Origin of the sequence: Amycolatopsis orientalis DSM 40040 = KCTC 9412, from assembly GCF_000478275.1 — a bacterium.
Taxonomy (GTDB): Bacteria; Actinomycetota; Actinomycetes; order Mycobacteriales; family Pseudonocardiaceae; genus Amycolatopsis; species Amycolatopsis orientalis.
The window spans coordinates 1-24914 of record NZ_ASJB01000041.1 but is presented as its reverse complement, the minus strand read 5'-3'; the positions used below and the strand labels follow the sequence as shown (position 1 = coordinate 24914).

The window sequence follows — 24914 nt, the reverse complement described above, 5'->3', positions numbered from 1 at the left end:
GACACTCCAGGTGTTCGGCGACTTGTGGTTTGGCGCTGGTAAATGCCGGTGCATGAGCGTAACGGAGGGCCTTCGGGTGCGCGGAATAGTGGTGGTCTGTCCAGAGGGCGAGCCCACACTCCCGGACATCGACGACGTCGAAATGGTGCGCGTCCCGAGCCGTCCCGGCAAGGCGGAAATCGACCCCTTGCTGGGCGAACACGATCATCTGGTGGTCGCGGGCAGCGACGCCGACCTGGCGGCGGTCGCGCTTCGACTGTTGCGAAAAGAACAGCTCTCCGGCGTGTCGCTCGGGTTCGTGCCCTCCTCGCCGGACTCCGACGTCGCCCGGATCTGGAGCCTCCCGACCCAGCCGCTGCGCGCCCTCGCGCTCGCCCTGCGCGGAGAGGTCGATCCGGTTCCGCTGATCCGGGACGACACCGGTGGCGTCCTGGTCGGGCGCGGGGTGGTCGGCATGGTGCGCGGGGTGGCCTACTGCGACGAGCACACCGTCCTGCGCGGGCCCGCGCGCTCGATCGAGGTCGAGCCGGACGCGAGCGGGCCGGGGCTGATGGTGCGGGTGACCAAGGGGACGCTCTTCAAACGGCCTTCGACGCAGTACGCGCGGGCGTTCCAGCTCGGCTGCATCCCGACGCGGCCGAGCAGCGACGGCGTCGTCCACCCCCGCGCGATGAGCCGGTGGACCTGGTACCGGCACACCGAGGATCTCCGGCTGGTCCGCGGGCTCGCCTAGCCGTTCGCCCGTTCGGCCCAGAACCTTCCGCTGGACTTTCCGAAAAACTTTCGCGCGACACTCGGGCCTCCCTCGCGCTCGCCTCCCCTGCCCGCGCGATCCCCCGACCAGCGCGTTTAGTCCTCTGGATGCGGTAGTTGCCCACGCAAGGACCGCATCCAGAGGACTAAATGCGGCATGTTGGTCACTCGTCGTTCACAAATGTCCAGCAGGGTGTCACTCGTCAGTGTTGCGTGGGCCATTTCCGTCCCTCAAGGTGACCAGGTCCCCAAACCTGACACGGAGGCAGCAATATGCCAACTGCGCTTGCTGTTCGTCGCTCCTTCACCGTTCTCGCCGTTTCGGCCATCGTCTCGGCGGGCGTCGTCGGCGTCGCCGAGGCCACGCCGCCGGGCATCCCGTCCGCCGACACCGCCAAGACACAGCTCGCCGCGCTGACCGTCAAACCGGACGGTTCTTCGGACGGATACAGCCGCGACAAGTTCCCGCATTGGTCCGACCAGGGCAACAGCTGCAACACCCGCGAGGTCGTGCTCAAGCGGGACGGCACGAACGTGCAACAGGACAGCAGTTGCGCCGCCGTCTCCGGCAGCTGGTTCAGCCCGTACGACGGAGCCACCTGGACCGCGGCGTCCGATGTGGACATCGATCACGTCGTCCCGCTCGCGGCCGCCTGGCGCACCGGGGCGTCGTCGTGGACCACCTCCCAGCGGCAGGCGTTCGCGAACGACCTCAGCGCGCCGCAGCTGATCGCCGTCACCGACAACGTCAACCAGGAGAAGGGCGACAAGTCGCCGGACGCCTGGAAGCCGCCGACCGTCGGCTACTGGTGCACCTACGCGAAAATGTGGACCACGGTGAAGTACAAGTACAAGCTCACCGTCAAGTCGGCCGAGAAGACCGCGCTGACGGACATGCTCAACCGCTGCTGATCCTCGTCGTTTCGTGAAGGCCTCTTTGTGGGATCCCAATCCCCCAAAGAGGCCTTCACCGGCTTTCGGGGCCAGTACTTTGAAAGGGTGCGCATCCTCTTCTCGTGCCGTCCGGCCTATGGCCACCTGTACCCGTTGATGCCGCTCGCGATCGCCGCCAGGGACGCGGGACACGAGGTGGTCTTCGGTACCGGTGAAGCCTTCGTGGACAAAGTCCGCGCGCTTGGATTCGACACCCACAAGGTCGGCGAATCGATCCAAACCGCCAGCGACGAGGCCACCCGGAGACAGGGTGAGGACAACCCGATCGAGGTCGTCCTCACCATGTTCGGCGAGATCCTGCCGCAGGCCACGATCGCCGACCTGACCCCGCTGCTCGCCCGGCTGCGGCCGGATCTGGTCGTCTACGAGATGAGCGACATCGGCGCCGCCACCGCCGCCCGCCGGGCCGGGATCCCGGTGCTGTCCCACGTCATCGGCCGCTCGATGCCCGCCGAGCTGATGGCGATCGCCGCCGACCGGCTCGCGCCGCTGTGGGACGGCACGACCCCCGCGAACCTGATGCTGGGCGACGCCGGGATCGACCTGTGGCCGGACAGCCTCCGCGACCCGGGGCCGGCGGGCATCCCCACACTTTTCCGGCTGCGGCCGGTGCCCTGGAACGAACCCGGCACCCTCCCGTCGTGGCTCGACGGCCGCGACAGGCCGCTGGTGTACCTGACGCTGGGCACGGTGGCGTTCGGCGCCACGGAGGTGCTGCGCGCGGCGATCGACGGCCTGTCCCGGCTGCCCGTGGACGTCCTGGTCGCGCGCGGCCCGGGTGATCCGGCCGCCTTGGGCGAGGTGCCCGCGAACGTCCACGTCACCGGATTCGTACCGCAGGCCGAAGTCCTGCCTCGGGCGGATCTCGTGGTGCACCACGGCGGCACCGGGACCGTACTCGGCTCGCTGTCGGCCGGCGTGCCGCAACTGGTGCTGCCACAGGGCGCGGACCAGTCCGTCAACGCCGAATCGCTGGAGGCGGCGAACGCGGGGCGAGCACTGGTCGGCGACCAGATCACCGCGGACGCCGTCGAGGAGCGGGCCAAGACCCTCCTCGAAGACCGGCGGGTGCGCGAGGTCGCGGCCAGGGTGCGGCACGAGATCGCCGCCATGCCGTCGCCCGCCGAGGTGGTGCGGAGGCTGGAGGAGTTCGCCGCGCGCTAAGGAGCCGGCCGACTGCTCGCGTTTAGCCCGCTAAACGCGCTCCGGGCACCGGCGGCGAGGCGCAGGATCTCCCGGGCGACGGAGTCGTTCTGCCGGAAGGGAAGCGCGTTGGTCCGGGGCCGTGTGAACGCCCCGGCGGACCGCGCCGACGTATGCGGGCCGAGGGCGAACCGGCGTGGGTGCGGGCGGCCGTCGCGGTCGAGCATCCGGCCGTCGGTGACCCGGGTGTGGATCCGGCCGGCGAGCAGCCTGTCACCGGTGACCGTGTCCAGCACGACCTCCTCGGCGAGCCCGCCGTCGTCACGTAACTGTCGCAAGAGACCATCGGACGTACGGGTGATGCTCGGTTCCGGCAGCCGCGCCTCGACGAACGTGCACGCCTCGGTCTCGCCGGGGAAGCTCGCGCCGGAAGCGACGAACCTCCGGCGCTCCTCATCGGCCACCACCCGCATTTCCGCGCCCAGGAAGGAAACCAGACCCGCTTCCTGAAGCGCGAGCAGCTCTTCGAGCCGTCGCGGCGGCGGACCGCTGGCGAAGTACGAAAAGAAACCGAGGAACCAGCCGTCCAAATCGGACAGTTGCGAGGCAGCGTCCAGTCGTCCGGTCTGCAGCAGCACGGGGAGCTGGCCCATCACCGACAACAACGCCATGAAGGCACCCAGATCCGCGCTGCACTCGGCGTCCGCCCTGCGACTCAGATCCGCTTCGACGTACTCGCGCAGTTCCTTGCCGTACTCCTCGGCCGTGCCGAACCGGAGGCCAGCCATCGGCCGGTCGAGCCGGTCCAGGTCCAGCCGATCTTCCGGCGCCGGAACGGCACGCGCCACCAGCGCGTCGAGTTCCCCGGGTGCCGCGTCCGCGAAGGCGTCGGCGAAGACCGCGAAGTCCATGCGCACCCGTTCGGGATGGGCGGTGAACAGTTCGCTGTAGTAGGCCCAGGCGATCTCCTTCGAGATCAACGGCCAGACATCGCGGCGGAAATCGAGGGAACCAGGGACCGCGCAGAGCTTTTCGATGGCGTACGCGTCGAAGAACCTGGGCAGCTGCAACGGTTTCCCGTGCAGCCGGTAGCCGATCTTCGCGTGATACGGGACTCCGCGCCGCGAACCGATGTGCAGTACGGGCTCGGCGCCGCTGGAAAGGTATTTCAGCCCACCGCACGTCTGTTCTTCGAACCGGCCGCCGCGGCCTTCGGTCAGCAGCAGCATCAGATCGACGAACGCCAGGCCGAAACCGCGCACCAGCACGGTTTCCCCCGGCTCGATGGCCGAATAGTCGACGTCGGCGGTGTAGCCGGCCGGGTAGTACGCGAGGCCGTGGCGTGCGGCGAAGTCCACGAGTTCGGTCTCGCGCCGATCCGGTTCGGCGTCGAGATGACCGACGGTGAACAGGACGGCGTCCGCTTCGAGCGGTTCCGCACCGTCCTCCAGCCACAGCGACTGCGGCTCTCCGTCTTCGAGCCGCACCGCGCGGGTCCGGTGCTCGACGACCTCGATCCCCGCCGGGAGTCCCGCGAGGACCTCGCGGTGGAACCACGAAAGGTAGGCGCTCTGCAGCCGTCGCGTCGGGAAGTGATCACTTCGCAATGCCTCGAGTTCGGCACGCAGACTGTCGTCGATCCCGACGTCGAGCGCGTCCTCACGGACCAGCCGCGCCCACTCGATCAGCGAAGGGCCGGGCCGGATCGGACCGTCGATCCGCACCGTGTCGTCGGTGAAGACCGTGACGTCCTCGGGCATGGAGTTCATCCGCAGCAACGGTGACTGCTCGTACCGCCAGACCCGTCCGGCGCCGGGCGGGAACGGATCGACGAGATGCACCACCAGGCGCCGCTCACCGAGCAGCTCGGCGGCGTTCGCGCCGAGTCGTTCGAGTACGCCCACCCCGCGCGGACCGGCGCCGACCACCGCGAGCACGAAGGGGAGTTCCGCGGTACTCACGAAGCCGAAGCTACGCCGGGGATCCGGCGCGTGCGCGGCTTCTCAAGGAGCGGAACTCGTTGCCACAGCTGGAAGAACGGGCGTACCCGTCGATCGGGGGAAGCCAACGGAAGGGACGGACGATGCCGGTCGAATTCCTGGGTATCGGAGGCACCAACGACGGTTCGGAGACGCATCCGCGGTCGGGCGGCGTCTTCGACAAGGACTACACGCTGCGCCTCGCGCGGGCACACGAGGAGTTCGGCTGGGACAGGGTGCTGTTCGCCTACGGCTCCAGCGGACCCGATCCCGCGCAGGCGGCGGCCCACGTCGCGGCGAAGCTCGACAAACTCCAGATCCTGTTGGCACATCGGCCGAACGTCTCGTATCCGACGTTCGCGGCGAAGACGTTCGCCACGCTGGACCAGCTCTCGGACGGCAGGCTCACCGTCCACTTCATCACCGGCGGCAGCGACCACGAACAGCAGCGCGAAGGCGACTACCTCACGAAGGACGAGCGCTATTCACGCACGCGTGAGTACATCCAGATCGTGAAGCAGGCGTGGACGTCCGAAGAGCCCTTCGATCACGAAGGCGAGCACTACCGTTTCGCTGACTTCGTCCTCGATGTCCATCCTGTGCAGCAACCACGTCCAGGCGTGTCCTTCGGCGGCTCGTCTCCGGCCGCGTACGCGGCGGGCGGGGCCGAAGCGGACATCTTCTGCCTCTGGGGCGAGCCCCTCGCGCAGACCGCCGAGCAGATCGAGGCCGTCAAGGCCGCGGCGAAGGCGGCCGGGCGGACCGACGTCCCGCGGATCCAGGTCGCGTTCCGCCCGATCATCGCGCCGACCGAGGAACTCGCCTGGGAGAAGGCCTACCGCACGGTCGACGCCATCAAGGCGAGGACGACCGGGGGCAAGCAGCTGACCAGGCGGCATTCGCTCACGAATCCGGAGAACACCGGCTCGCGGCGGCTGCTCGCGGTCGCCGCGGCGGGTGAACGCTTCGACCGGGCGCTGTGGACGCCCACCGCGGCCGCGACCGGTGGCGCCGGGAACTCCACCGCGCTGGTCGGCACGCCCGAAACCGTCGCGCAGGCCCTGCTCGACTACTACGACCTCGGCGTCGACATCCTCTCGGCACGCGGGTACGACATGCTCGGCGACACGATCGACTTCGGCCGCCACGTCATCCCGATCGTGCGCGAAGAGGTCGCCAAACGCGACGCCGCGAAGGGGGCCTCGGCCCGGGAACTGCTCGCGGTCGACGGCTGACGCTCACGGGGATCAACCGCTATCCGGCCGAGCCGTTCACCCGACCGGACGGCGACTTGATCATCCTTTTGGCGGATAGCCTCTGCATTGTGTTCGAACGTTACGACGATCACACAGCGAAGCCGAAGCGCGGATCGGCCCCCGCTCCCCACACCGGCGGCGCGGGTCCGCGCGGATCTTCGTCGCGAAGCCGGAATCCGAAGCCGGACAACGCGGCCGCACCCGAATTTTCCTGACGACAAGCGCGAAACAGCCGAAAACCGCTGGTCTGGACCGCGGTACCGACCATCGGGACATCGCCGCGGACGACGGCGATCCCGGCGGCTCCCGGCCGATCGCCATCGAAAAAGATCTCTAACTCCAGAAACCCGGCGAAAGAACCTAGCCAATCACGAACAGTCAGGAGACACTTACGTGAACGAATGACGCTTCGTGACGAGCTCGTGACCGCGTTACTCTCGGTCACGAGTTTGTCGCGTAATAAGGACCCTATTGGGGGCAGCATGGCTTCGGCCGGACGGGTCACTTACCGCGAGGTGTTCGGTGTAACCGAGTTCCGTTCGCTCTGGTTCGCCGAGCTGTTCTCGATCTTCGGCGACCAGCTCGCCAGGGTCGCGCTCTCGGTCCTCGTCTTCACCGAAACCCGCTCCGCGACCCTCACCGGCCTCACCTACGCGCTGACCTACGCCCCGTCGCTGCTCGGCGGCATCTTCCTCACCGGCTTCGCGGACCGCTTCCCCCGGCGGACCGTGATGGTGGTCGTGGACCTGCTGCGGGCCGCGCTGATCGCGCTCGTCGCCGTCCCGGTGCTGCCGTTCTGGGTCCTGTGCGTCCTCGTCGGCGCCGTCTCGCTGCTGAACCCGCCGTTCAAGGCCGCCCAGCTGGCGTTGCTGCCGCAGATCCTCGAAGGCGACCGGTTCGTCGTCGGCATGGCCGTCCGCAGCATGACCGTCCAATCGGCGCAGCTGGCGGGTTTCGCGGGCGGCGGTTTCCTGCTGACCGCGCTCGAACCCCATATCGCGCTCGCGCTGGACGCCGTCACGTTCCTGATCTCGGCGCTGTTCGTCCGGCTGGGGCTGGCCGCGCGCCCCGCCGCGGCGACGGGCGAGAAGCGCAAGTCGTTCTTCGCCTCCATCGGCTCGGGCGGGAAGATCATCTTCGCCAGCTCCGGCCTGCGGGCGCTGCTGCTGTTCACCTGGCTGATGGGCCTGCTGCCGGTGTACGAGGGCATCGCGGCGCCCTACGCCGAGGCGTCGGGTGGCGGCCCCCAGGTCATCGGGCTCCTGCTGGCCGCCGATCCACTCGGGAGTGTGATCGGCGCGTACATCTACTCGCGCTGGGTCCCGGCGCACATCCGGCCGAAGCTGATCGGGCCGCTTTCGGCGCTGACGGCGATCCCGCTGTTGCTGTGCTTCCTGCAGCCGGGTCCGGTGTCGTCGATCGTGTTGTTCGTGATCTGCGGTGGTTTCGGCACTGTCGCGCTCATGCAGGCGACGGCGTCCTTGACGCTGGCGGTGCCGGACGAGAGCAGGGCTCAGGTGATGGGCCTTTCGAACACCGGGCTGACCACGACGATGGGCGTGAGCCCGTTGATCGGCGGCATTCTCGCCGACCAGATCGGTCCGCAGTCGACTGTCGGCGTCTTCGGTCTTGCGGGATTGGTGCTGACGATCCCGCTCGCGCTGAGCTGGTGGCGGAACCTCACCAAGAACCCGGACAGATGGCAGGAGAAAGACGCCGCACGCGCGGAACATTGAGGTGTTCCACGCGCCGGCTCACTCGCGCGGCCCGTAGGCCCGCGCCCAGCTCACTGATCCCTACCGGCCATCGCTGGCACCTTTCCCTCGGCCTCTCAGAGAAAAGTACACACCTAGGGAGCTTGTCGACAGCCCGCAAGTCGGTGGAAGCTGTCGGTAAGTAGGGGGTTTCGGAGAATGACGCAAGAGTCAGGGGGAAAGATGATCACATCGGAGGAACGCGCTGGACATCGTTCGGCTCTCACGGTAGCGACGTGGGAGCTGTGGAAGAGGCCGAAACACTGGATCGCCTACACCGGGATCTCGGTGGCGACGATGCTGGCACTGACGGGGGTCCTCGCCGCATCGATCTCCATCACGTCTTCGCAGGTCTTGTTGTGTTTCCTGCTCGCCGGGCTGGCGATCGCGCACACCGAGGCGACCCGCCGGATCGAACGGCAACGGCGCAGCATGAGCGTCACGCCGCACATCAACATGACGTCGGTCTGGGTGCTTCCGGGCGCGATCCTGCTTCCGCCCCAGCTCACCGCGCTTCTCGTGACCGTGATCTATCTGCACCTCGGATACCGCAGCTGGGCGGGCCTCCGGACGGTCAATCCACACCGGACTGTGGCGAACGCCACATCGATGACGCTCACCGCGTTCGCCGCCTGGGCGGCCGTGCAGGTGGTCGGGGCCGCCCCTGAGTCGGTGACCTCGATCTGCGCCGCCAGCCTGGCCTTCTTCCTGATGAACGCCGTCTTCACCGGAACCGGCCTCTACTTCGCGGCGCCGACGAAGGCTTCGGTCCAGACTCTCCTCGGCTCTTGGGACGACAACATCCTCGAAGCCTCCACGGTCTGCATCGGCGCGCTGGTCCTCGCCGTGCTGCCGCACCAGCCGGTGCTCGTCCTGCTCGTCTTCCTTCCGCTGTACCTGCTGCAGCGTTCGGTGCTGATCAAGCAGCTCGAAGAACTCGCCACCACCGACCAGAAGACGCAGCTGCTCAACGCCACCACCTGGCAGCAGGGCGCCGTCCGTGAGGTCGCCCGCGCCGAACGCGAGAACGGCCAGTTCGGCGCGCTGATGATCGACCTCGACCACTTCAAGAGCATCAACGACACCTACGGTCACCTGGCGGGCGACGACGTGCTCAAGGGCGTCGCGGCGCTGGTCAAGGCCGAGACCCGGACGCAGGACCTCGCCGGCCGCTTCGGCGGGGAGGAATTCGTCGTGCTCCTGACATCGTCGTCGAAGCAGGAGTCCGTCGCGGTCGCCGAGCGCATCCGCCAGCGGATCAGCGAAATGGTCATCAAGACGCAGGACAACGAGGGCAACCACGTGGTCATCGAGCAGCGGACCGCGTCCGTCGGCGTCGCGACCTTCCCGCTCGACGGCCGGACGATCGACGAGGTGATGGCCTCGGCCGACGCGTCGGTCTACGCGGCGAAACGCAACGGGCGCAACCGCGTCGTGTCTTCGCCGGATCTGGCGACGACCGTCGAAGAGCCCCTGCTGGAGGCCGTCGCGGCGTAGGTCGTGTCCTGGGCTATTTCAGCCTTTCCATCACGTCGGCGGCCGCGGTCCGAAGACGTACCACGCCTCCGACGGTGAACTCGGTGAGCAGGTCGATGAGCGCGTCCGCGTCGGGCGGCTCGCCGTCCCAGCTCGCCTGGACGAGCGCTTCGGTCATCGCGAAGAACAAGGTGACCAGCGCCTTGTCCGCGCGGCCCGAGTCGACGCCGTGGCTGGCCCAGCGCTGTCGGCTCGCCTCGGTGTAGACGCCGGCGAGGCGTTCCCGCAGCCGGGTGAGGGCCGGATCGCCCAGGCGTTCCGCCTCGCGCAGCACGGGGAACGCCTCGGGATTCGCCGCGACGAAGGCGAACATGTTGGCGTAGTTGCCGCGCGCCCACGACCGGAGTTCGGGCTGCGAGACGTCGAGCGCGGGCGCGCCGATCGCCTCGAAGGCCCGCTCCTCGATATCCGCCACGACCTCGGCGAACAGCGTCGTGCGGTCGCCGAACTGCTCGTAGACGGCCTGGCGGGACACGCCCGCGCGCCGGGCGATCTGTTCGATCGTCGCGGCCTGCGCGCCGTGTACCGCGAAGACCCCGGCCGCCGCGCTCAGCACCCGCGCGCGCTGCTCGCCGATCGGGAGTTTGCGGGGTCTCCCTCTCGGCGCGGGACTTGACATCGTGCGCCACCTCACTGACTCTCTTTTCCGACATCCCTGTCGAAAATGTTTGTGCTCAACGAGGAGCAAGCATGCGTCCAGGATCCCGGCGTGGTGTGCCCGCCGCCGTCTCAGCGGCCACCGTCGCGGCACTGCTGACCTTCGGGGCACCACAGGCCAGCGCCGCCCCGTCCTTCTACGACCCCCCGTCGCCGCTGCCCGCGGGTGCTCCCGGCGACATCATCCGGCACGAACCGTCCACCTTCTACGTGGATCCCGTGAAACTCATCAAAGCCGACGCGGACGTCCAGCGGATCATGTACCGCAGCACCGACACGCACGGCAGGCCCAACGCCGTGACCGGCACCGTCCTCACCCCGAAGAAGGCCTGGACCGGCCCCGGCGAGCGGCCCGTCGTCGGCTACGCCGCCGGGACACAGGGCGTCGGCGACCAGTGCGCGCCGTCGAAGGCCCTTGCCGCGGGCATGGAGTACGAAGGGCCCTTCATCGCCGGGCTGCTGCTTCGCGGCTACGGCGTCGTCGTCACCGACTACGAAGGACTCGGCACCCCCGGCGTCCACACCTACGTCAACCGCGTCGCCGAGGGCAACGCCGTCCTCGACTCGATCCGCGCGGCACAGCGGCTGCCCGAAGCGAACCTCCCCGACAGCGGTCCGGTCGCGACCGCGGGCTACTCGCAGGGCGGCGGGGCGTCGGCGTCGGCCGCCGAACTGCAACCGTCGTACGCCCCCGAACTCGCCCTGAAGGGCTCCTACGCGGGCGCCGTCCCGGCGGATCTGGCCGAGGTCGGCAAGAACATCGACGGCCACTACGCGTTCGGATTCCTCGGCTTCACGCTGGTCAGCATGGACGCGGCGTATCCGGAGCTGAACATCCCGGCCCTGCTGAACGCGAAGGGCGCCGAAGCGTTCGAGAAGGTCAAGCAGGAGTGCACCGGCGACGCGATCTTCGCGCACGCGTTCACCCAGTCGAAGGACCTGACCAAGGACGGCAGGCCGCTGACCGCGTACCTCGGCGAGGAGCCGTACAAGACGCGGGTCGGCGAGCAGCTCATCGGGGCGCGGAAGCCGGGTGTGCCGACGCTGGTCGTCCACAGTGCACTCGACGACATCGTCCCCTACGCGCAGGGACGGACCATGGCGCGCTCGTGGTGCGCGAAGGGCGCGAAGGTGCAGTTCTCGACTTCGCTGGTCCCGACGCACGTCGGCGGGGCCATCCGGGCGTTCCCGGAGGCCTTCGCCTGGCTTGAGGGGCGCTTCGCGGGGCTTCCGGCCGTGGGGAACTGCGGGCTGTTCTAGGGGGCGCCGAGTGCCATGAAAGGTCCTTTCCTTGCGAAATTTGCAAGGAAAGGACCTTTCATAGCGCGCTACTTGAGGCCGGTGGCTTCCGCGGCGGCCGGGTCCGAGTCGCTGAGGAAGGTCTTGCAGCGGTCGTACTCCTCGGTCTCGCCGATCTTGCCGGCGGCCTTGCCGAGGACGGCGAGGGAACGCAGGAAACCCTGGTTGGGACGGTGCGACCACGGCACCGGACCGTGGCCCTTCCAGCCCGCGCGGCGGAGCTGGTCGAGACCGCGGTGGTAACCGGTGCGAGCGTAGGCGTACGCGGCGACGGTTTCGCCGGCGTCGAGCGCCTTCTCGGCGAGCGAGGCCCACGCCTCGCTGTAGTCGGGGTGCTCGGCGGCGACGGCGGCCGGGTCGCTCCCGGCGTCCAGAGCCGCCTGCGCGGCGGTGTGCTCGGGGAGATGCGTCGGCTGGGGGCCGAGGAGGTTCGTCATACGCCCATCTTGCCAACGGTCTCCCCAAGGGCGCCCTGCGCCCGACGGAGACTTCACATCGCGCGCCCTCGCTCGGCCGAAGGCCACGAAAGCTCGATGAAGGGGCGCCTTTGCGAACCACTCGACCGGAGTACGAAACTGCGCCCCTTCGGCGAGCTTTCGTCAGCGCGCGATCAGCAACACTGTGACTAGAAGAACAGGCTCCCGAGAATGCCCCCACCGGCGAGCACCAGAGCGGCGACGAGGACCGCCGCGACAAGTCGTTTCGGCATCATGGCGGCACACCTTGCCCTGCTTCGCACGCCGGCCGCAACTCCGCCACCCCTACGGGTGAACCCCGATTTTCGACCCCGAATGCCCGTCCCGTGATCTGGAGCAGGGAAGATGTGCCGCATGACAAAGGCGACAGAAGTGACCGGGGACCTTTCGCCGGGTGTCATCCCCCGCAGCCCCATCGCGAAGACGAGGCTGTTCTTCAAGCTCCACTGGCACCGCGGCGCGCCGGGACAGGCGACGCCGGACTGGGTGCTGAACTTCTGCTACAGCATGTGGCTCGCCGCGTTCGCCTTCAAACTGGTGGGCTCGTCCTGGGACATGTCGTGGCATTTCATGTGGCTCCGGGACGACCTCGCCCCGCCGCACCTGATCAACACCGTCGGGACGGTGATCATCATGGTGCTCGTCGCGATCCACAGTTACACCGGGATGGGCGCCGACCGGCGGTCACTGCGGCTGATGCAGATCGGGCTCGTGGTCTTCCTGATCGCGGCACCGCTGGACGTCATCAACCACCGCGTCAACGGCCTCGACCTGACCGCGTGGAGCCCGTCGCACATGATGCTCTACATCGGCACGGGCATCATGCAGGCCGGCGTGATCATGGGCTGGCTGAAGTACGCCAAGCCCGGCCGGGCGCGCACCGGGGTCCTGATCGGACTGTGGGCGTTCTTCCTGGAGAACACGTTCTTCCCGAACGGCCAGCAGGAGTACGGCATCCTCGGGCTGCGCGCCTGGGAGCGCGGCGCGCCCGAAGCCGAGCCCGAACTGCTGAACTTCGCCGCGAACCAGATCGGGCATCCGGTCGACCAGGTGGCCGTCGAGTACTTCACGATGCCGATCGACGACTGGGTCTACCCGCTGTGGGGCATCGGCGTGATGGCGCTGATCTTCGCGCTGGCGCGGCACACGACCGGTTTCCGCTGGGCCGGTACGACGGTCGCCGCCGTCTACCTCGGCTACCGGCTGGTCATGTGGCCGCTGCTGCTCGGGATGGGTTTCCCGGTCTCGGTCGTGCCGTTCTACCTGCTCGCCGTCGGTCTCGCGGTGGACCTGGCGTTCCGCATCGGCCGGGGGCATCCGCTGCTGACGGCGGGTGCCGGCGCGCTGCTGGTGACGGCGTTCGGCTACGGGATGCTGTGGGTGCAGTCGCAGTTCCGGCCGTGGATCCTCGGCGACGCGCATACCGAGTCGGCGCCGCCGGTGGCCTACTGGACGGCCGCGGTCTGCCTGGTCGGGGTCGGTGCGCTGTGGGCCGCCGCCGGACCGGGGACGCGGGCGGTGAACTCGCTGCTGGCGAAGCGCCGCGAGAAGACGACGCTCCCGGCCGCCTGAGCCTCTGAAGTACGTGAAGGCCCCCTTCATCGCGCTAGACGCAACGAAGGGGGCCTTCACGTACTTCCGCATTTAGAGGACTAAATGCGTTCTGGTCAGGAGAGCTTGTTGCCCGCCGAACCCAGCGACTGGGCCGCCTCGACGACGCGCGCGGCCATACCGGCCTCAGCGGCCTTGAGGTAGCTACGCGGGTCGTAGACCTTCTTGTTGCCGACCTCGCCGTCGATCTTCAGCACGCCGTCGTAGTTCTTGAAGAAGTGGTCCACGACGGGGCGGGTGAAGGCGTACTGCGTGTCGGTGTCGACGTTCATCTTCACCACGCCGTAGGACACCGCCTCGCGGATCTCCTCGGGCAGCGAGCCGGAACCGCCGTGGAAGACCAGCTCGAACGGCTTCGAGCCGGCCGGGAGGCCGAGCTTCTTCGACGCCGCCTCCTGGCCGCCCTTGAGCACGTCCGGGCGCAGCTTCACGTTGCCCGGCTTGTAGACGCCGTGCACGTTGCCGAAGGTCGCGGCCAGCAGGTAGCGGCCGTTCTCGCCGGAACCGAGCGCGTCGATCGTCTTCAGGAAGTCGCCCTCGGCGGTGTACAGCTTCTCGTTGATCTCCGCCTCGACGCCGTCTTCCTCGCCACCGACGACGCCGATCTCGACCTCGAGGATGATGTTCGCGGCGGCGGCCTTGGCGAGCAGTTCCTGCGCGATCTCGAGGTTCTCGTCGAGGTCGATCGCGGAGCCGTCCCACATGTGGCTCTGGAACAGCGGGTGCTGACCGTTCTTGACCCGTTCGGCCGAGATCTCGATCAGCGGGCGGACGAAGCCGTCGAGCTTGTCCTTCGGGCAGTGGTCGGTGTGCAGTGCGACGTTGACGTCGTACTTGGCGGCGACGACCTGGGCGAACTCGGCGAGCGCGACCGAGCCGGTCACCATGTCCTTGACCTTCTGGCCGGACGCGAACTCCGCGCCGCCGGTGGAGAACTGGATGATCCCGTCGCTCTCCGCCTCGGCGAACCCGCGGATGGCGGCGTTCAGGGTCTCCGACGAGGTCACGTTGATGGCCGGGTAGGCGAATTCGTTCGCCTTCGCCCGGTCGAGCATCTCCGCGTAGACCTCGGGGGTGGCGATGGGCATCGTTTACTCCTCCTCGAAGCAGGCTGGTGCACCTCTCGGCCGCATCGTACGAGGTCGGCCGGGAGGTGCCTACAGCCGTCGCGTCAGAGAAGGACCGCGGCGAGCGCCCGATAGACCGGCAGGGGGTCTTGGTTCAGTACCTGGATGTTCACGTGGTCCGCGCCGGCTTCGACATGCGCGGTGACGCCGCGGGCGATCGTCTCGGCGTCGCCGTGGACGGCCAGCGCGTCGACCAGCTTGTCGCTGCCCTCGCCGGTCAGGTCCTCGTCGGTGAAACCGAGTTTCCGCAGGGAGTTCGTGTAGTTGACCAGGCCGAGGTAGAACTTCACGGTCGCCCGGCCGATCTCGCGGGCCTTCGCCGGATCGGTCTCGAGGACGACCTTCTGCTCGGGCGCGAGCAGCGGTCCCTCACCGAGGATCTCCCGTGCCTGGCGCGTGTGCTCGGGCGTCATCAGGTACGGGTGGGCCCCCGCGGTGCGGTCTCCTGCGAGTTTGATCACCTTCGGGCCGAGAGCCGCGAGCGCACGGGCTTCGACCGGCACTCCGGCGGCGTCGAGAGCGTCGAGGTATTCGACCAGCGCGGTGTACGGCTTCTTGAACTCCGCGGTGTGCTCGCGGTGCCCGGCGCCGATCCCGAGCAGGAAACGGCCCGGGTGCTTCGCTTCGATGCGCTTGTACGACTCGGCGACCGTGGCCGCGTCGTCCTGCCAGATGTTGACGATGCCGGTGGCCACCTTGATCGTCTTCGTCGCGTCGAGGAGTTCCTCCGCCTTCGCGAGGTCTCCCGACGGTGAGCCGCCGATCCAGATGGTGCCGTAGCCGAGTTCTTCCACCTCACGCGCGAGCTCGGGGGTGAGCACGCCTTCGAGCTGCCAGATGCCGATTCTGCCGAGTTCGAGTCCCATGATCCGAGCCAACACCGATGCCCCCGGATGTCTTCCCTTAAGTTCGGGACATGGCGAAACTCGGCAACACCGACCTCGACGTCCGGGGGATCAACCTCGGCGGGAACGTCTTCGGCTGGACCGCGGACGAGCAGCAGTCGTTCGCCGTCCTCGACGCCTACACGGCGGCGGGCGGCAACTTCATCGACAGCGCCGACCTCTATTCGGGCGGCGGTTCCGAGACGATCATCGGCGACTGGCTGGCCAAGCGCGGCCGCCGCGACGACGTCGTCATCGCGACCAAGACCGGCATGTGGGACGAGCGGAAGGGGCTGTCCGCGGCGAACATCGCGGCGGCGGCCGAAGACTCGCTGCGACGGCTCCGGACCGACCACATCGACCTCTACTACGCGCACATCGACGATCCGGAGACCCCGATCGAAGAGACGCTGCGCGCCTTCGACGCGCTCGTGCGCGCGGGCAAGGTCCGCTACATCGCGGCATCGAACTACTCCGCGGAGCGACTGAGCGAAGCACTGTCCATTTCGGACCGTGAAGGACTGGCGAAGTACGTCGCGCTCCAGCCGCACTACAACCTCGTGGAGCGCGACTACGAGCGTGACCTGGCGCCGACAGTCGAGCGCGAAGGGCTGACCGTCCTCCCGTATTTCGCGCTGGCCAAGGGTTTCCTGGCCGGGAAGTACCGGTCGAAGGAGAGCATCGGCGACAGCCCGCGCGCCGCCCGCGCTTCGTCCTACTTGGACGAACGCGGCGAGCGCGTCCTCTCGGCGCTCGACGAGATCGCGGCCGACCGCGGCGTCTCGGTCGCGGCGGTTTCGCTCGCGTGGCTGTTCGCCCGGCCGACCGTCACCGCGCCCATCGCGAGCGCCCGCTCGGTCGAGCAGCTGAACGACCTCCTGCCCGCGGCCGACCTCGCCCTGACCGCCGAGGAGGTCGACGCCCTCACCGCCGCCTCGGCCTGAAACCCATGCATTTCGTCCTCTGGATGCGGTAGTCGGCACCACCGACTACCGCATCCAGAGGACGAAATGCGTACTTACTTGTGGGTAGCTTACTCCGGGTAGGTTGAGGTACCGTCCGAAAGCCGTAGGGCTCGGACGAGGAGGCAACGTGGCCAAGAACAGCGTGAACGGCAAGGTCGTCCTGATCACCGGCGCCGCCAGGGGCATCGGCGCGGGGCTCGCCGAACGCCTGGCCGCACAGGGCGCGAAGGTCGCTTTGGTCGGCATCGAAGCCAAGGAACAGCAGGCCGTCGCCGACAAGATCGGCCCCAGCGCACATGCCTGGGAAGCCGACGTCACCAGCTGGGACGACCTCGAGCGGGCCACCGCGGGCGTCGTCGAGCACTTCGGCGGGATCGACATCGTCATCGCGAACGCCGGCATCGCGACCTCCGGTTTCGTCCGGTCGGTGGATCCGGCCGCCTTCGAGAAGGTCATCGAGGTCGACCTCCTCGGCGTCTGGCGCACCTTCCGCGTCACCCTCCCGCATGTCATCGACCGCAAGGGCTACCTGCTCGCGATCTCCTCGCTGGCCGCGATCACCCACGCGCCCGGCATGGCCAACTACGCCGCCGCGAAGGCCGGTGTCGAGGCGTTCTGCAACAGCTTCCGCGCCGAAGTCGCGCATCTCGGCGTGAAGGTCGGCGTCGCGCATCCGACCTGGATCCGCACCGACCTCGTCGAGAGCGCCGACAAGCACCCCGTCTTCGGCAAGCTCCGCACCGGCATGCCCGGCCTGCTCGGCAAGACCTACCCGCTGTCCGTCGCGCTCGACCACCTCCAGGCCGGGGTCAACAAACGCGCCCGCACCGTGCACGTGCCCCGCTGGGTCGGCGGGCTCAAGCTGATCCGCGCGTTCCTGCCGCCGATCATCGAGATCGGCGCGAAGAGCCGGATCAAGAAGGCCGACGCGGCCGCACTCGTGGACATCGAGCAGCGCGGCGCGTACGAATCTTCGATAACCGGTCAGGCAGGCCGGGCCGCCACGAAGAAGGGCTGAGACCGCGCATGTCCCGTCGCGACCAGATCCGCATGACCCCCGACGAACTCACCGCCTTCCTCGACGAGCAGAAGGTCATCAACGTCGCGACGATCGGCCCGAACGGCCGCCCGCATCTCGCGCCGCTTTGGTACTACCCGCACGAAGCGGGCATCGCGACCTGGACCTACGGCTCGTCCCAGAAGGCCAAGAACCTGGAACGCGACCCACGCGCCACCGTGCTCATCGAGGACGGCGACAGCTACGACAAGCTGCGCGGGATCTCCCTTGAAGCCGACGTCGAGGTCATCACCGATACGGCCGTGGTCACCCAGATGGGTATCCAGCTCATGCAGCGCTACGCGGGAGCGAAGCCGGGCGATCCGGTGCCCGACGAGCTCACGGGCTTCATCGGCAAGCAGGCCCCGAAGCGAATCGGGCTGATTTTCCGGCCGACCAAGACCGTGAGCTGGGATCACACGAAGCTCGGCGGGACGTACTGACTGGTAGGGAGTACTAGCAAGTAACTGTTACTTCCGGTAACGTCATCTGGGCACGAACGCCTCGAAGTGGAGGATTGCCAGATGACCGAGCGATTCAAGGTCGTGATCGTGGGCACCGGGTTCTCCGGGCTCGGCCAGGCCATCCAGCTCGAAAAGGCCGGAATCCGGGACTACGTCATCCTGGAGAAGGCGGACGAAGTCGGCGGTACGTGGCGCGACAACTCGTACCCCGGCTGCGCCTGCGACGTGCAGTCCCATATGTACTCGTTCTCCTACGAGCAGAACCCGGACTGGTCGCGGTCGTTCTCGCCGGCGCCGGAGATCTTCCAGTACCTCAAGGACGTCACCGACAAGTACCGGCTGCGCCGCAAGATCCGGTTCGGTGTCGAACTCACCGGCGCCACCTGGGACGACACCACGCGCCGCTGGCACGTCCACACCAAAACCGGCCAGGACATCGAGGCCCAGTTCGTCGTCTCCGGCGTCGGCGGCCTGCACATCCCGCAGGTCCCCAAGCTGCCCGGGATCGAGAAGTTCAAGGGCCAGACCTGGCATTCCGCGCAGTGGAACCACGAATACGACCTGCGCGGCAAGAAGGTCGCCGTGGTCGGCACCGGCGCCAGCGCGATCCAGTTCGTCCCGGAGATCGCCCCCGAGGTCGCCGAACTGACGCTGTTCCAGCGCACACCGCCGTGGATCATGCCGAAGCCCGACCACGCCATGCCGGGCTGGGCCAAGACCGCGTTCCGCCGCGTCCCCGGCGTGCAACGGCTTTACCGCAACGCGCTCTACTGGTTCCTCGAAGCACGGGCGATCGGCTTCAACGGCCACCCCGCGCTGATGAAGGCGGGCGAACTGGTCGCGCGGCGGCATATCGCCCGCAGCATCAAGAATCCCGTGCTGCGCAAGCAGGTCACCCCGGACTACACCATGGGCTGCAAGCGGGTGCTGATCTCCAACGACTACTACCCGGCGATCAACCGGTCCAATGTGGACGTCAACACCGACGGCGTGCGCGAGGTCAAGGCGCACAGCGTCGTCGACGGCAACGGCGTCGAGCACGAGGTCGACGCGATCATCTACGGCACCGGGTTCAAGGTCACGGATGCCTTGGAATACCTGGACATCACCGGGATCGACGGCCGCGACCTCGCCAAGGAATGGGCCGCCGAGGGGATGCGCACGCACAAGGGCATCAGCGTTTCCGGCTTCCCCAACCTGTTCTTCCTCCTCGGCCCGAACACCGCGCTGGGGCACAACTCCGTGGTGTTCATGATCGAATCGCAGGCGCGCTACGTCGTCGACGCGATCAAGCTCGCCGACTCGCGCGGAGCCGCGGCACTCGACGTCCGCGCCGGTGTCCAGGAGAAGTTCCAGCGGGAGATCCAGGACAAGCTGGTCAGGGGCGTGTGGACGCAGGGCGGCTGCAAGAGCTGGTACCTCGACGCGAAGGGCGTCAACCGCACGATCTGGCCCGGCTTCACCTGGCGCTACTGGCTTGAGACCCGCAAGGTCGACCCGAGCGACTTCGAACTCAGCGGGAGGGCGTCATGACGGATCGGCGCGACGAGCACGAGCAGATCGTCCTGCACGCGCGCGACGTCAAATTCGACTGGGCGTCGCTGCCGATGCACTGGATCCCCGGCGAGCCGCAGGCCACGCATACGATCAACGTGCTGCATCTGGCGCTGCCGGAGGGCGAACGCTGGTTCGTCGAGGTGTTCAAGCAGGCCGTTCCGCTGATCCGCGACGAGCGGCTCAAGGAGGACGTCCTCGGCTTCATCGGCCAGGAGGCCATGCACGCCGAGGCGCATGACGGGGCGGCCGGACATCTCGAAGCGGCAGGCGTCGACGTACGGCCGTACATCGCGCAGATGGAGTGGATGTTCCGCCGCCTGCTCGGCGATCGCCCGCTGTCCGCCAAGCGGCGCGAGGAATGGCTGATCGAACGGCTCGCCGTCATCGCCGCGATCGAGCACTACACCGCGTTCCTCGGCCAATGGATCCTCGACGCCGAAGCCCTCGACACCGCGGGTGCGAACCCGACGATGCTGGACCTCCTGCGCTGGCACGGCGCCGAAGAGGTCGAGCACCGCTCGGTCGCCTTCGACCTGTTCATGCACCTCGACGGACGCTACGGCCGTCGCGTGCGCAGCATGCTCGTGGTGACGCCGGTGCTCGCGTGGGTCTTCTTGCGGGGCACCAGGTTCCTGATGCGCAACGACCCGACCCGGCCAGGCAAGGCGAGCTTCCGCACCTATCTCCGGGTGGCGAAGCTGGGCCTGCTGCCGTCGGGAAGGCAGTTGTTGCGCGAGATCCGGCCGTACTTCCGGAAGTCCTATCACCCCACCGAGACCGGCGACACCGATCAGGCCGTCGCGTATCTCGCGCGTTCCCCGGCCGCGCTGGCCGCCGACGAACCACGATGACGCGCCCGCTGCGGCTCGACGGCAGCGGCCGGACCGACCGGCTGATGTCGTCGCTGACCGGTGTCGTGGCGGTGTACCGCAGGCTCAGCGGCGTGAGCGGCCGCCGTCGTCCGCCGGTGGTCGCCGTCGACCGTGATCTCCCGCTGGTGGTCGACGATCTCCGCACCGAGGCCGAAGGCGTCGTCAGCCTGCGGCTGGTCCACGAGCGCGGCGAGGAACTGCCGCGCTGGCGGCCCGGCGCGCATGTCGATCTCGCGCCGCGGCCGGGGCTGGTCCGCCAGTACTCCCTGTGCGGCGACCCGGACGACCGCTCGGCCTACCGCGTCGGCGTCCGGTTGCTCGGCGAGGGATCGACGGCGGTGCACGCGCTCAAGAAGGGCGCGCGCGTCACCGCTCGCGGCCCGCGCAACGCGTTCCCGTTCGTCGCGAGCCGGGCTTACCTGTTCATCGCGGGCGGTATCGGGATCACGCCGATCCTGCCGATGGTGCGGCAGGCGGCCGCTTCCGGCGCGGACTGGCGACTGGTCTACACCGGTCGCGACGAGGCTTCGATGCCGTTCCTGGAGGAATTGTCCGGATTCGGAGACCGGGTCTGGATCCGGCCGGACACGGACTACGGGATGCCCGCTTCCGGCGCCGAACTTCTCGAAGGGGCGCCGGAAGGCGCGCCGATCTACTGCTGTGGCCCGGTTCCGATGATCGTCGGTGTCCGCACGGACGCGGCGCTGCACACGACCGGCCCGGTGTTCTTCGAGCGGTTCTCGACGCCGCCGATCGTCGGCGGCAAGCCGTTCCGCGTCGCACTGGCCCGCAGCGGCGTGACGCTGGACGTGCCCGCCGACCGGACGACACTCGACGTCCTGCGCGAAACCGTGCCCGGCATCGCGTATTCGTGCCGCCAGGGATTCTGCGGGACCTGCGAGCTGCCGACGGTGACCGGCGACCGCGTCCGGGTCTGCGTCGAACGCGAGCCGGTCACCCTCGACCTTTGAGCCGTCAGGCTTCCTTGGGGATCCAGGCGCCGATCACCGGCTTGAACTCGCGGACGGTCCGCTTCGCCACAACGCCTTCGAGGTGGTACGGATCCTGGTCGATGATCTCGAGCAACGCCGTCTCGTCGGCCGCCTGGTACATCGAGATGCCACCGGAGCCGTCGCCCAGCGGCCCGCCGAGCGCGACAACGCCCTGGTCGGCGAGGTCGGAGAGGAACTTCCGGTGCCGGGGACGCACGTCCGCCAGCTTCTCCTGCACGTACGTGATCTCCACCAGGAACCAGGCCATCGACGTCTCCAAGGGTCGTTCCGACAGACGCCCCCAGCTTCTCAGGATCCGATCAGGCAGGACTCCTGCCCCACCCGATACGCTGATCGAGCGCCACGCACAGGTTGTGCTTCAAAGGGGTAAATGAACAGGTAGGGGTACATGCTCGAGGGCAATGCGGAACGCAGTGTCGAGGCGACCCTCGGCCACTTGCGCACCATGGACGGACCGGTCACGCCACCGCCGCCTGCGGCACCGCTGACCCTTGAGGATCTCTATCGCCAGCATCGGATGCGGCTCGTCCGGCTGGCCATCCTGCTCGTGGACGAACCCGCGACCGCCGAGGACGTCGTCCAGGAGGCGTTCACCGGGCTGCACCGCAACTGGGGACGCCTGCGTGACGCCGCCGCGGCCGTCGGCTACCTGCGCACCGCCGTGGTCAACGGATCACGCAGCGTGCTGCGGCGCCGCAAGACCGCTCGCGAGTACGTCGCACCGCACGCCGTCAACGCGCGTTCGGCCGAAAGTCTCGCCATGCTGTCGAGTGAACATCAGGCCGTGGTGAGCGCTTTGTCCAAACTGCCCCCGCGTCAGCGTGAAGTTCTGGTACTCCGTTACTACGGTGGGCTGAGTGAGGCCGAAATCTCGGAGGCCGCCGGGATTTCGAAAGGTACCGTTAAGTCAACCGCCAGCCGGGCGCTGGAGGCACTGCAGAAAGCGATGCAGTCGCCGAACTGACACCCGGCCTCACTCTCGAGCGCTGGGTTGTGCCGCCATGCTTGGTCCAGACCAATATATGCTGGGGGGCGTGAGAGGCGCCGGAGATTTCGTGATCGTGGGCGGCCGGGTCGTCGCCCCGGACCGTGTACTCGACGACGGTTGGCTGGCCATCGCCGGCGACAAGATCGTCCAAGTCGGTTCCGGGACACCCCCGGACATCGACCGCGTGGACGTCGACGGGTGCCTGGTCGTGCCCGGCTTCGTCGACACCCACTGCCATGGCGGTGGGGGTGGGTCGTTCTCCAGCGCCAACCCCGAGGAGCTGTACCGCGCCGTGCGCGCGCATCGGCGGCACGGGACCACGACCATGCTCGGCAGTCTCGTCTCGGACCCCATTCCGGTGCTCCGAGACCAGATCGCGGCCCTTCGAGAGCTGGTCCAAGAGGGTGAACTTGCCGGCATTCACCTCGAAGGACCCTTCATCTCGAAGGCACGCTGCGGGGCACACGACCCGGCGACGCTGATCGAACCGGACACGGCGACGGTCAACGCGCTGCTCACCGCGGGGCGCGGCGACATCCGGATGGTCACCCTCGCCCCCGAACTGCACGGCGGGATCAAGGCGGTCCGGCAACTGGCCGAATCGGGCGTCATCGCCGCCATCGGGCACACCGACGGCGTCGAAGACCAGATCGTCCCGGCGATCGACGCCGGCGCCTCCGTCGCGACGCACCTCTTCAACGCCATGCGGCCGCTCCACCACCGCGAGCCGGGCCCGATCGGCGCCCTCCTCGACGACGAGCGGATCACCGTCGAGCTGATCTGCGACCTCGTCCACGTGCACCCGACGGTGCTGCGGCTGGCCGCCCATCACGCGGGCAAGGGCCGGACAGTGCTCATCACCGACGCCATGTCGGCCACCGACGCCGCCGACGGCAGCTACATCCTCGGCCGCCTCGAAGTCGACGTCCGCGACGGCGTCGCCACGCTGGCCGGGAACGGTTCGCTGGCGGGCAGCACCCTGACCATGGACGCGGCCTTCCGCAATCTGGTCCGCGGCGCGGGCATCGACCTGCTCGACGCCGTCCGCGCGACCTCCGGGCGGCCGGCCGAACTGCTCGGTCTCGCCGACCGGACCGGGTCGCTGCGCGCCGGCCTCGCGGCCGACGTCGTCGTGCTCGACCGCGACCTGCGGCCGGTCAAGGTGCTGCGCCAGGGCGAGTGGGTCGAGGACGAGGCTGCGGCTACATTGAGCGCCACGGCCCCGCTGAGCGGCGCGGTCGAAGGCGGTGTGTCGGTCAGCGACGGGTAGCGGCGAGAGGAGTACGGATGAGCGAGCCCAAGGACCCGGAGAAGCTCCTGGCCGATGCCCTTCGCGCTCAGGCCGTCTTCGCTCCTTCGGCGGAACGGATCGCCGAAGCGTCCACCGAGAAGCCGGCCGAATCGGACACCGAGAGTAATTCGGACACCGATGAGGTTCCGGTCGCCGCCGAGCCGTCTCCGTCCGCGTCTCCGGGGGAGGGTGAGCTGCCGCTGCAGTACGGGCTCCTGTCCGGCGCGGGTGCCGACTCGCTCGAACGGGAGCGCGTCGCGCTGGAGGACGCGGAAACGGCCAGGCTGGCGGAACGCCCGATGCCGCCTCCGGCCCCTTCGCCCGGCAGTGCGCCGTTGCCCGCGTACTGGGTGTTGCTGCTGGCCGTGCTGCTGGGACTGGCCGCCGGTTCGGTGATCGGGCTGCTCACGCTGATCTGAGCGGCGTTCCCCGTCGGGTCAGGCCACTCAGCGTCACCCTGTACCGTTTTGGTGTGATCCTGGCGCAGAACAACGTGACGACGATGGGCCTCCTGCCGGAGTGGCTGGACCCGATGCACCTGCTGAGCGGGCTGACCGTCCCGGTCATCACGGTGCTCTGCCTGATCATCTTCATCGAGAGCAGCATCTTCCCGGTGCTGCCCGGTGACTCCCTGCTGTTCACCGCGGGCCTGCTCATCGCGTCCAACAAGATCGAAGCCCCACTCTGGCTGGTCTGCGTCCTGGTCACGGTCGCGGCGTTGCTCGGCAACCTGCTCGGCTACGGCCTCGGCTGGAAGATCGGGCCCTGGCTGTTCCGCAACCCGGACTCGAAGTTCTTCAACAAGAAGTACGTCGACCAGACGCACGCCTTCCTGGAGAAGCACGGTCCGAAGGCGGTCGTGCTGGCGCGGTTCGTGCCGTTCGTGCGGACGTTCATCACCTGGATCGCGGGCATCGGCAAGATGGACCCGAAGAAGTACTTCACCTACACCGTCATCGGCGGCGTCCTGTGGGCCGCCGGGATCACCGCGCTCGGCCACCTGCTCGGCGACATCCCGTTCATCCGCGACAACATCGACGCGATCTTCATCCTGATCGTGCTGGTGTCGGTGGTGCCGATCGTGCTCGAGTACCTGAAGTCGCGCCGCGAGAAGAAGCACGGCGCCACCGCGACCGGCATCGTCGCCGACACCGCCGAGGACATCACGCAGCAGATCCCGCGGATCCGCGACTGACGCGTTCGCCCGGGTTGTGACTCGGGGCTGAAGGGCGCTTTCCCCGCATCGCATGCGGGGAAAGCGCCCTTCGCCGCGCGAGA

The 24914-nt window shown here is 68.3% G+C and carries 25 protein-coding genes; 18 read left to right on the top strand and 7 right to left on the bottom strand.

The genetic code is table 11. The features are described 5' to 3' along the window. The first annotated feature begins 52 nt into the window (after positions 1–52). From L324_RS10520 to L324_RS10510, 3 genes are all read left to right on the top strand, one after another. A complete protein-coding gene (locus L324_RS10520) occupies positions 53–733 on the top strand; it encodes a hypothetical protein (protein ID WP_235783484.1) in 681 nt (226 codons plus the stop codon). A gap of 293 nt (positions 734–1026) precedes the next feature. After that, complete coding sequence (locus tag L324_RS10515) at positions 1027–1665, top strand: GmrSD restriction endonuclease domain-containing protein (protein ID WP_037306067.1); 639 nt, start codon at positions 1027–1029, stop codon at positions 1663–1665. A gap of 87 nt (positions 1666–1752) precedes the next feature. Further along, positions 1753–2871 (top strand): glycosyltransferase, encoded by a 1119-nt coding sequence (locus tag L324_RS10510; RefSeq protein ID WP_037306066.1) that lies wholly within the window; start codon positions 1753–1755, stop codon positions 2869–2871. Here the strand turns inward: L324_RS10510 and L324_RS10505 are convergent. Further along, complete coding sequence (locus tag L324_RS10505) at positions 2868–4811, bottom strand: FAD/NAD(P)-binding protein (RefSeq protein WP_051173829.1); 1944 nt, start codon at positions 4809–4811, stop codon at positions 2868–2870. The two genes, L324_RS10510 and L324_RS10505, sit on opposite strands and share 4 nt — an antisense overlap. A 122-nt stretch (positions 4812–4933) precedes the next feature. On the opposite strand from L324_RS10505, the gene L324_RS10500 reads away from it, so the two are divergent. Further along, a complete protein-coding gene (locus L324_RS10500) occupies positions 4934–6064 on the top strand; it encodes an LLM class flavin-dependent oxidoreductase (RefSeq protein WP_037306065.1) in 1131 nt (376 codons plus the stop codon). Between the two features lie 109 nt (positions 6065–6173). Here L324_RS10500 and L324_RS42240 read toward each other — a convergent pair whose 3' ends face one another. Continuing rightward, a complete protein-coding gene (locus tag L324_RS42240) occupies positions 6174–6530 on the bottom strand; it encodes a hypothetical protein (protein WP_152546788.1) in 357 nt (118 codons plus the stop codon). 37 nt (positions 6531–6567) lie between these two features. Here L324_RS42240 and L324_RS10495 point away from each other — a divergent pair, with 37 nt between their 5' ends. Together L324_RS10495 and L324_RS10490 are read left to right on the top strand one after the other, a co-directional pair. Next, the gene (locus tag L324_RS10495) at positions 6568–7821 is read left to right on the top strand and encodes an MFS transporter (protein ID WP_037306064.1); all 1254 of its coding nucleotides are present in this window, start codon (positions 6568–6570) and stop codon (positions 7819–7821) included. Between the two features lie 201 nt (positions 7822–8022). Beyond that, on the top strand, positions 8023–9336 hold the full coding sequence (locus L324_RS10490) for a GGDEF domain-containing protein (protein WP_037306063.1): 1314 nt from the start codon (positions 8023–8025) through the stop codon (positions 9334–9336). Between the two features lie 13 nt (positions 9337–9349). Here the strand turns inward: L324_RS10490 and L324_RS10485 are convergent, their stop codons facing one another. Continuing rightward, positions 9350–9931, bottom strand: a complete 582-nt coding sequence (locus L324_RS10485) for a TetR/AcrR family transcriptional regulator (protein ID WP_081736285.1) — start codon at positions 9929–9931, stop codon at positions 9350–9352. A gap of 134 nt (positions 9932–10065) precedes the next feature. Between L324_RS10485 and L324_RS10480 the strand changes: the two genes are divergently transcribed. Beyond that, a complete protein-coding gene (locus tag L324_RS10480; protein ID WP_037306060.1) occupies positions 10066–11292 on the top strand; it encodes a lipase family protein in 1227 nt (408 codons plus the stop codon). Positions 11293–11360: 68 nt separating this feature from the next. On the opposite strand, the gene L324_RS10475 is transcribed toward L324_RS10480, so the two are convergent. Beyond that, entirely contained in the window at positions 11361–11768 is a 408-nt protein-coding gene (locus L324_RS10475; protein WP_037306058.1) for a DUF3151 domain-containing protein, read from the bottom strand. Between the two features lie 393 nt (positions 11769–12161). On the opposite strand from L324_RS10475, the gene L324_RS10470 reads away from it, so the two are divergent. Next, positions 12162–13379, top strand: a complete 1218-nt coding sequence (locus L324_RS10470; RefSeq protein ID WP_037306057.1) for a hypothetical protein — start codon at positions 12162–12164, stop codon at positions 13377–13379. A 95-nt stretch (positions 13380–13474) separates the two neighbouring features. Here L324_RS10470 and fbaA read toward each other — a convergent pair whose 3' ends face one another. Continuing rightward, a complete protein-coding gene (gene fbaA, locus L324_RS10465; protein WP_037306056.1) occupies positions 13475–14506 on the bottom strand; it encodes a class II fructose-bisphosphate aldolase in 1032 nt (343 codons plus the stop codon). An 83-nt stretch (positions 14507–14589) separates the two neighbouring features. Next, on the bottom strand, positions 14590–15411 hold the full coding sequence (locus L324_RS10460) for an LLM class F420-dependent oxidoreductase (protein WP_037306055.1): 822 nt from the start codon (positions 15409–15411) through the stop codon (positions 14590–14592). 50 nt (positions 15412–15461) lie between these two features. Here L324_RS10460 and L324_RS10455 point away from each other — a divergent pair, with 50 nt between their 5' ends. From L324_RS10455 to L324_RS10430, 6 genes are all read left to right on the top strand, one after another. Further along, positions 15462–16373: an aldo/keto reductase gene (locus tag L324_RS10455; RefSeq protein ID WP_037306054.1), complete on the top strand. Its 912-nt coding sequence runs from the start codon at positions 15462–15464 to the stop codon at positions 16371–16373. Between the two features lie 148 nt (positions 16374–16521). Next, on the top strand, positions 16522–17412 hold the full coding sequence (locus L324_RS10450; RefSeq protein ID WP_037306053.1) for an SDR family oxidoreductase: 891 nt from the start codon (positions 16522–16524) through the stop codon (positions 17410–17412). 8 nt (positions 17413–17420) lie between these two features. After that, positions 17421–17894: a pyridoxamine 5'-phosphate oxidase family protein gene (locus tag L324_RS10445; protein WP_037306052.1), complete on the top strand. Its 474-nt coding sequence runs from the start codon at positions 17421–17423 to the stop codon at positions 17892–17894. An 81-nt stretch (positions 17895–17975) separates the two neighbouring features. Further along, positions 17976–19448: a flavin-containing monooxygenase gene (locus L324_RS10440; protein ID WP_037306051.1), complete on the top strand. Its 1473-nt coding sequence runs from the start codon at positions 17976–17978 to the stop codon at positions 19446–19448. Further along, positions 19445–20323 carry a metal-dependent hydrolase gene (locus L324_RS10435; RefSeq protein ID WP_037306050.1) on the top strand — a complete coding sequence of 293 codons (879 nt, stop codon included), beginning with the start codon at positions 19445–19447 and terminating at the stop codon, positions 20321–20323. Before L324_RS10440 ends, L324_RS10435 begins: the two co-directional genes overlap by 4 nt. Then, entirely contained in the window at positions 20320–21315 is a 996-nt protein-coding gene (locus tag L324_RS10430; RefSeq protein WP_037306049.1) for a PDR/VanB family oxidoreductase, read from the top strand. Before L324_RS10435 ends, L324_RS10430 begins: the two co-directional genes overlap by 4 nt. Positions 21316–21319: 4 nt before the next feature. Here the strand turns inward: L324_RS10430 and L324_RS10425 are convergent, their stop codons facing one another. Next, on the bottom strand, positions 21320–21604 hold the full coding sequence (locus tag L324_RS10425; RefSeq protein ID WP_037306089.1) for a YciI family protein: 285 nt from the start codon (positions 21602–21604) through the stop codon (positions 21320–21322). Positions 21605–21745: 141 nt separating this feature from the next. Here L324_RS10425 and L324_RS10420 point away from each other — a divergent pair, with 141 nt between their 5' ends. The 4 genes from L324_RS10420 to L324_RS10405 all read left to right on the top strand — a co-directional run bounded on the left by L324_RS10420 (position 21746) and on the right by L324_RS10405 (position 24831). Further along, positions 21746–22321 (top strand): SigE family RNA polymerase sigma factor, encoded by a 576-nt coding sequence (locus tag L324_RS10420; RefSeq protein WP_007032484.1) that lies wholly within the window; start codon positions 21746–21748, stop codon positions 22319–22321. 91 nt (positions 22322–22412) lie between these two features. Next, positions 22413–23615: an N-acetylglucosamine-6-phosphate deacetylase gene (gene nagA, locus L324_RS10415; RefSeq protein WP_037306048.1), complete on the top strand. Its 1203-nt coding sequence runs from the start codon at positions 22413–22415 to the stop codon at positions 23613–23615. A gap of 17 nt (positions 23616–23632) precedes the next feature. Next, complete coding sequence (locus L324_RS10410) at positions 23633–24055, top strand: hypothetical protein (RefSeq protein ID WP_037306047.1); 423 nt, start codon at positions 23633–23635, stop codon at positions 24053–24055. 53 nt (positions 24056–24108) lie between these two features. Beyond that, on the top strand, positions 24109–24831 hold the full coding sequence (locus L324_RS10405; RefSeq protein WP_037306046.1) for a DedA family protein: 723 nt from the start codon (positions 24109–24111) through the stop codon (positions 24829–24831). Positions 24832–24914 lie beyond the last annotated feature (83 nt).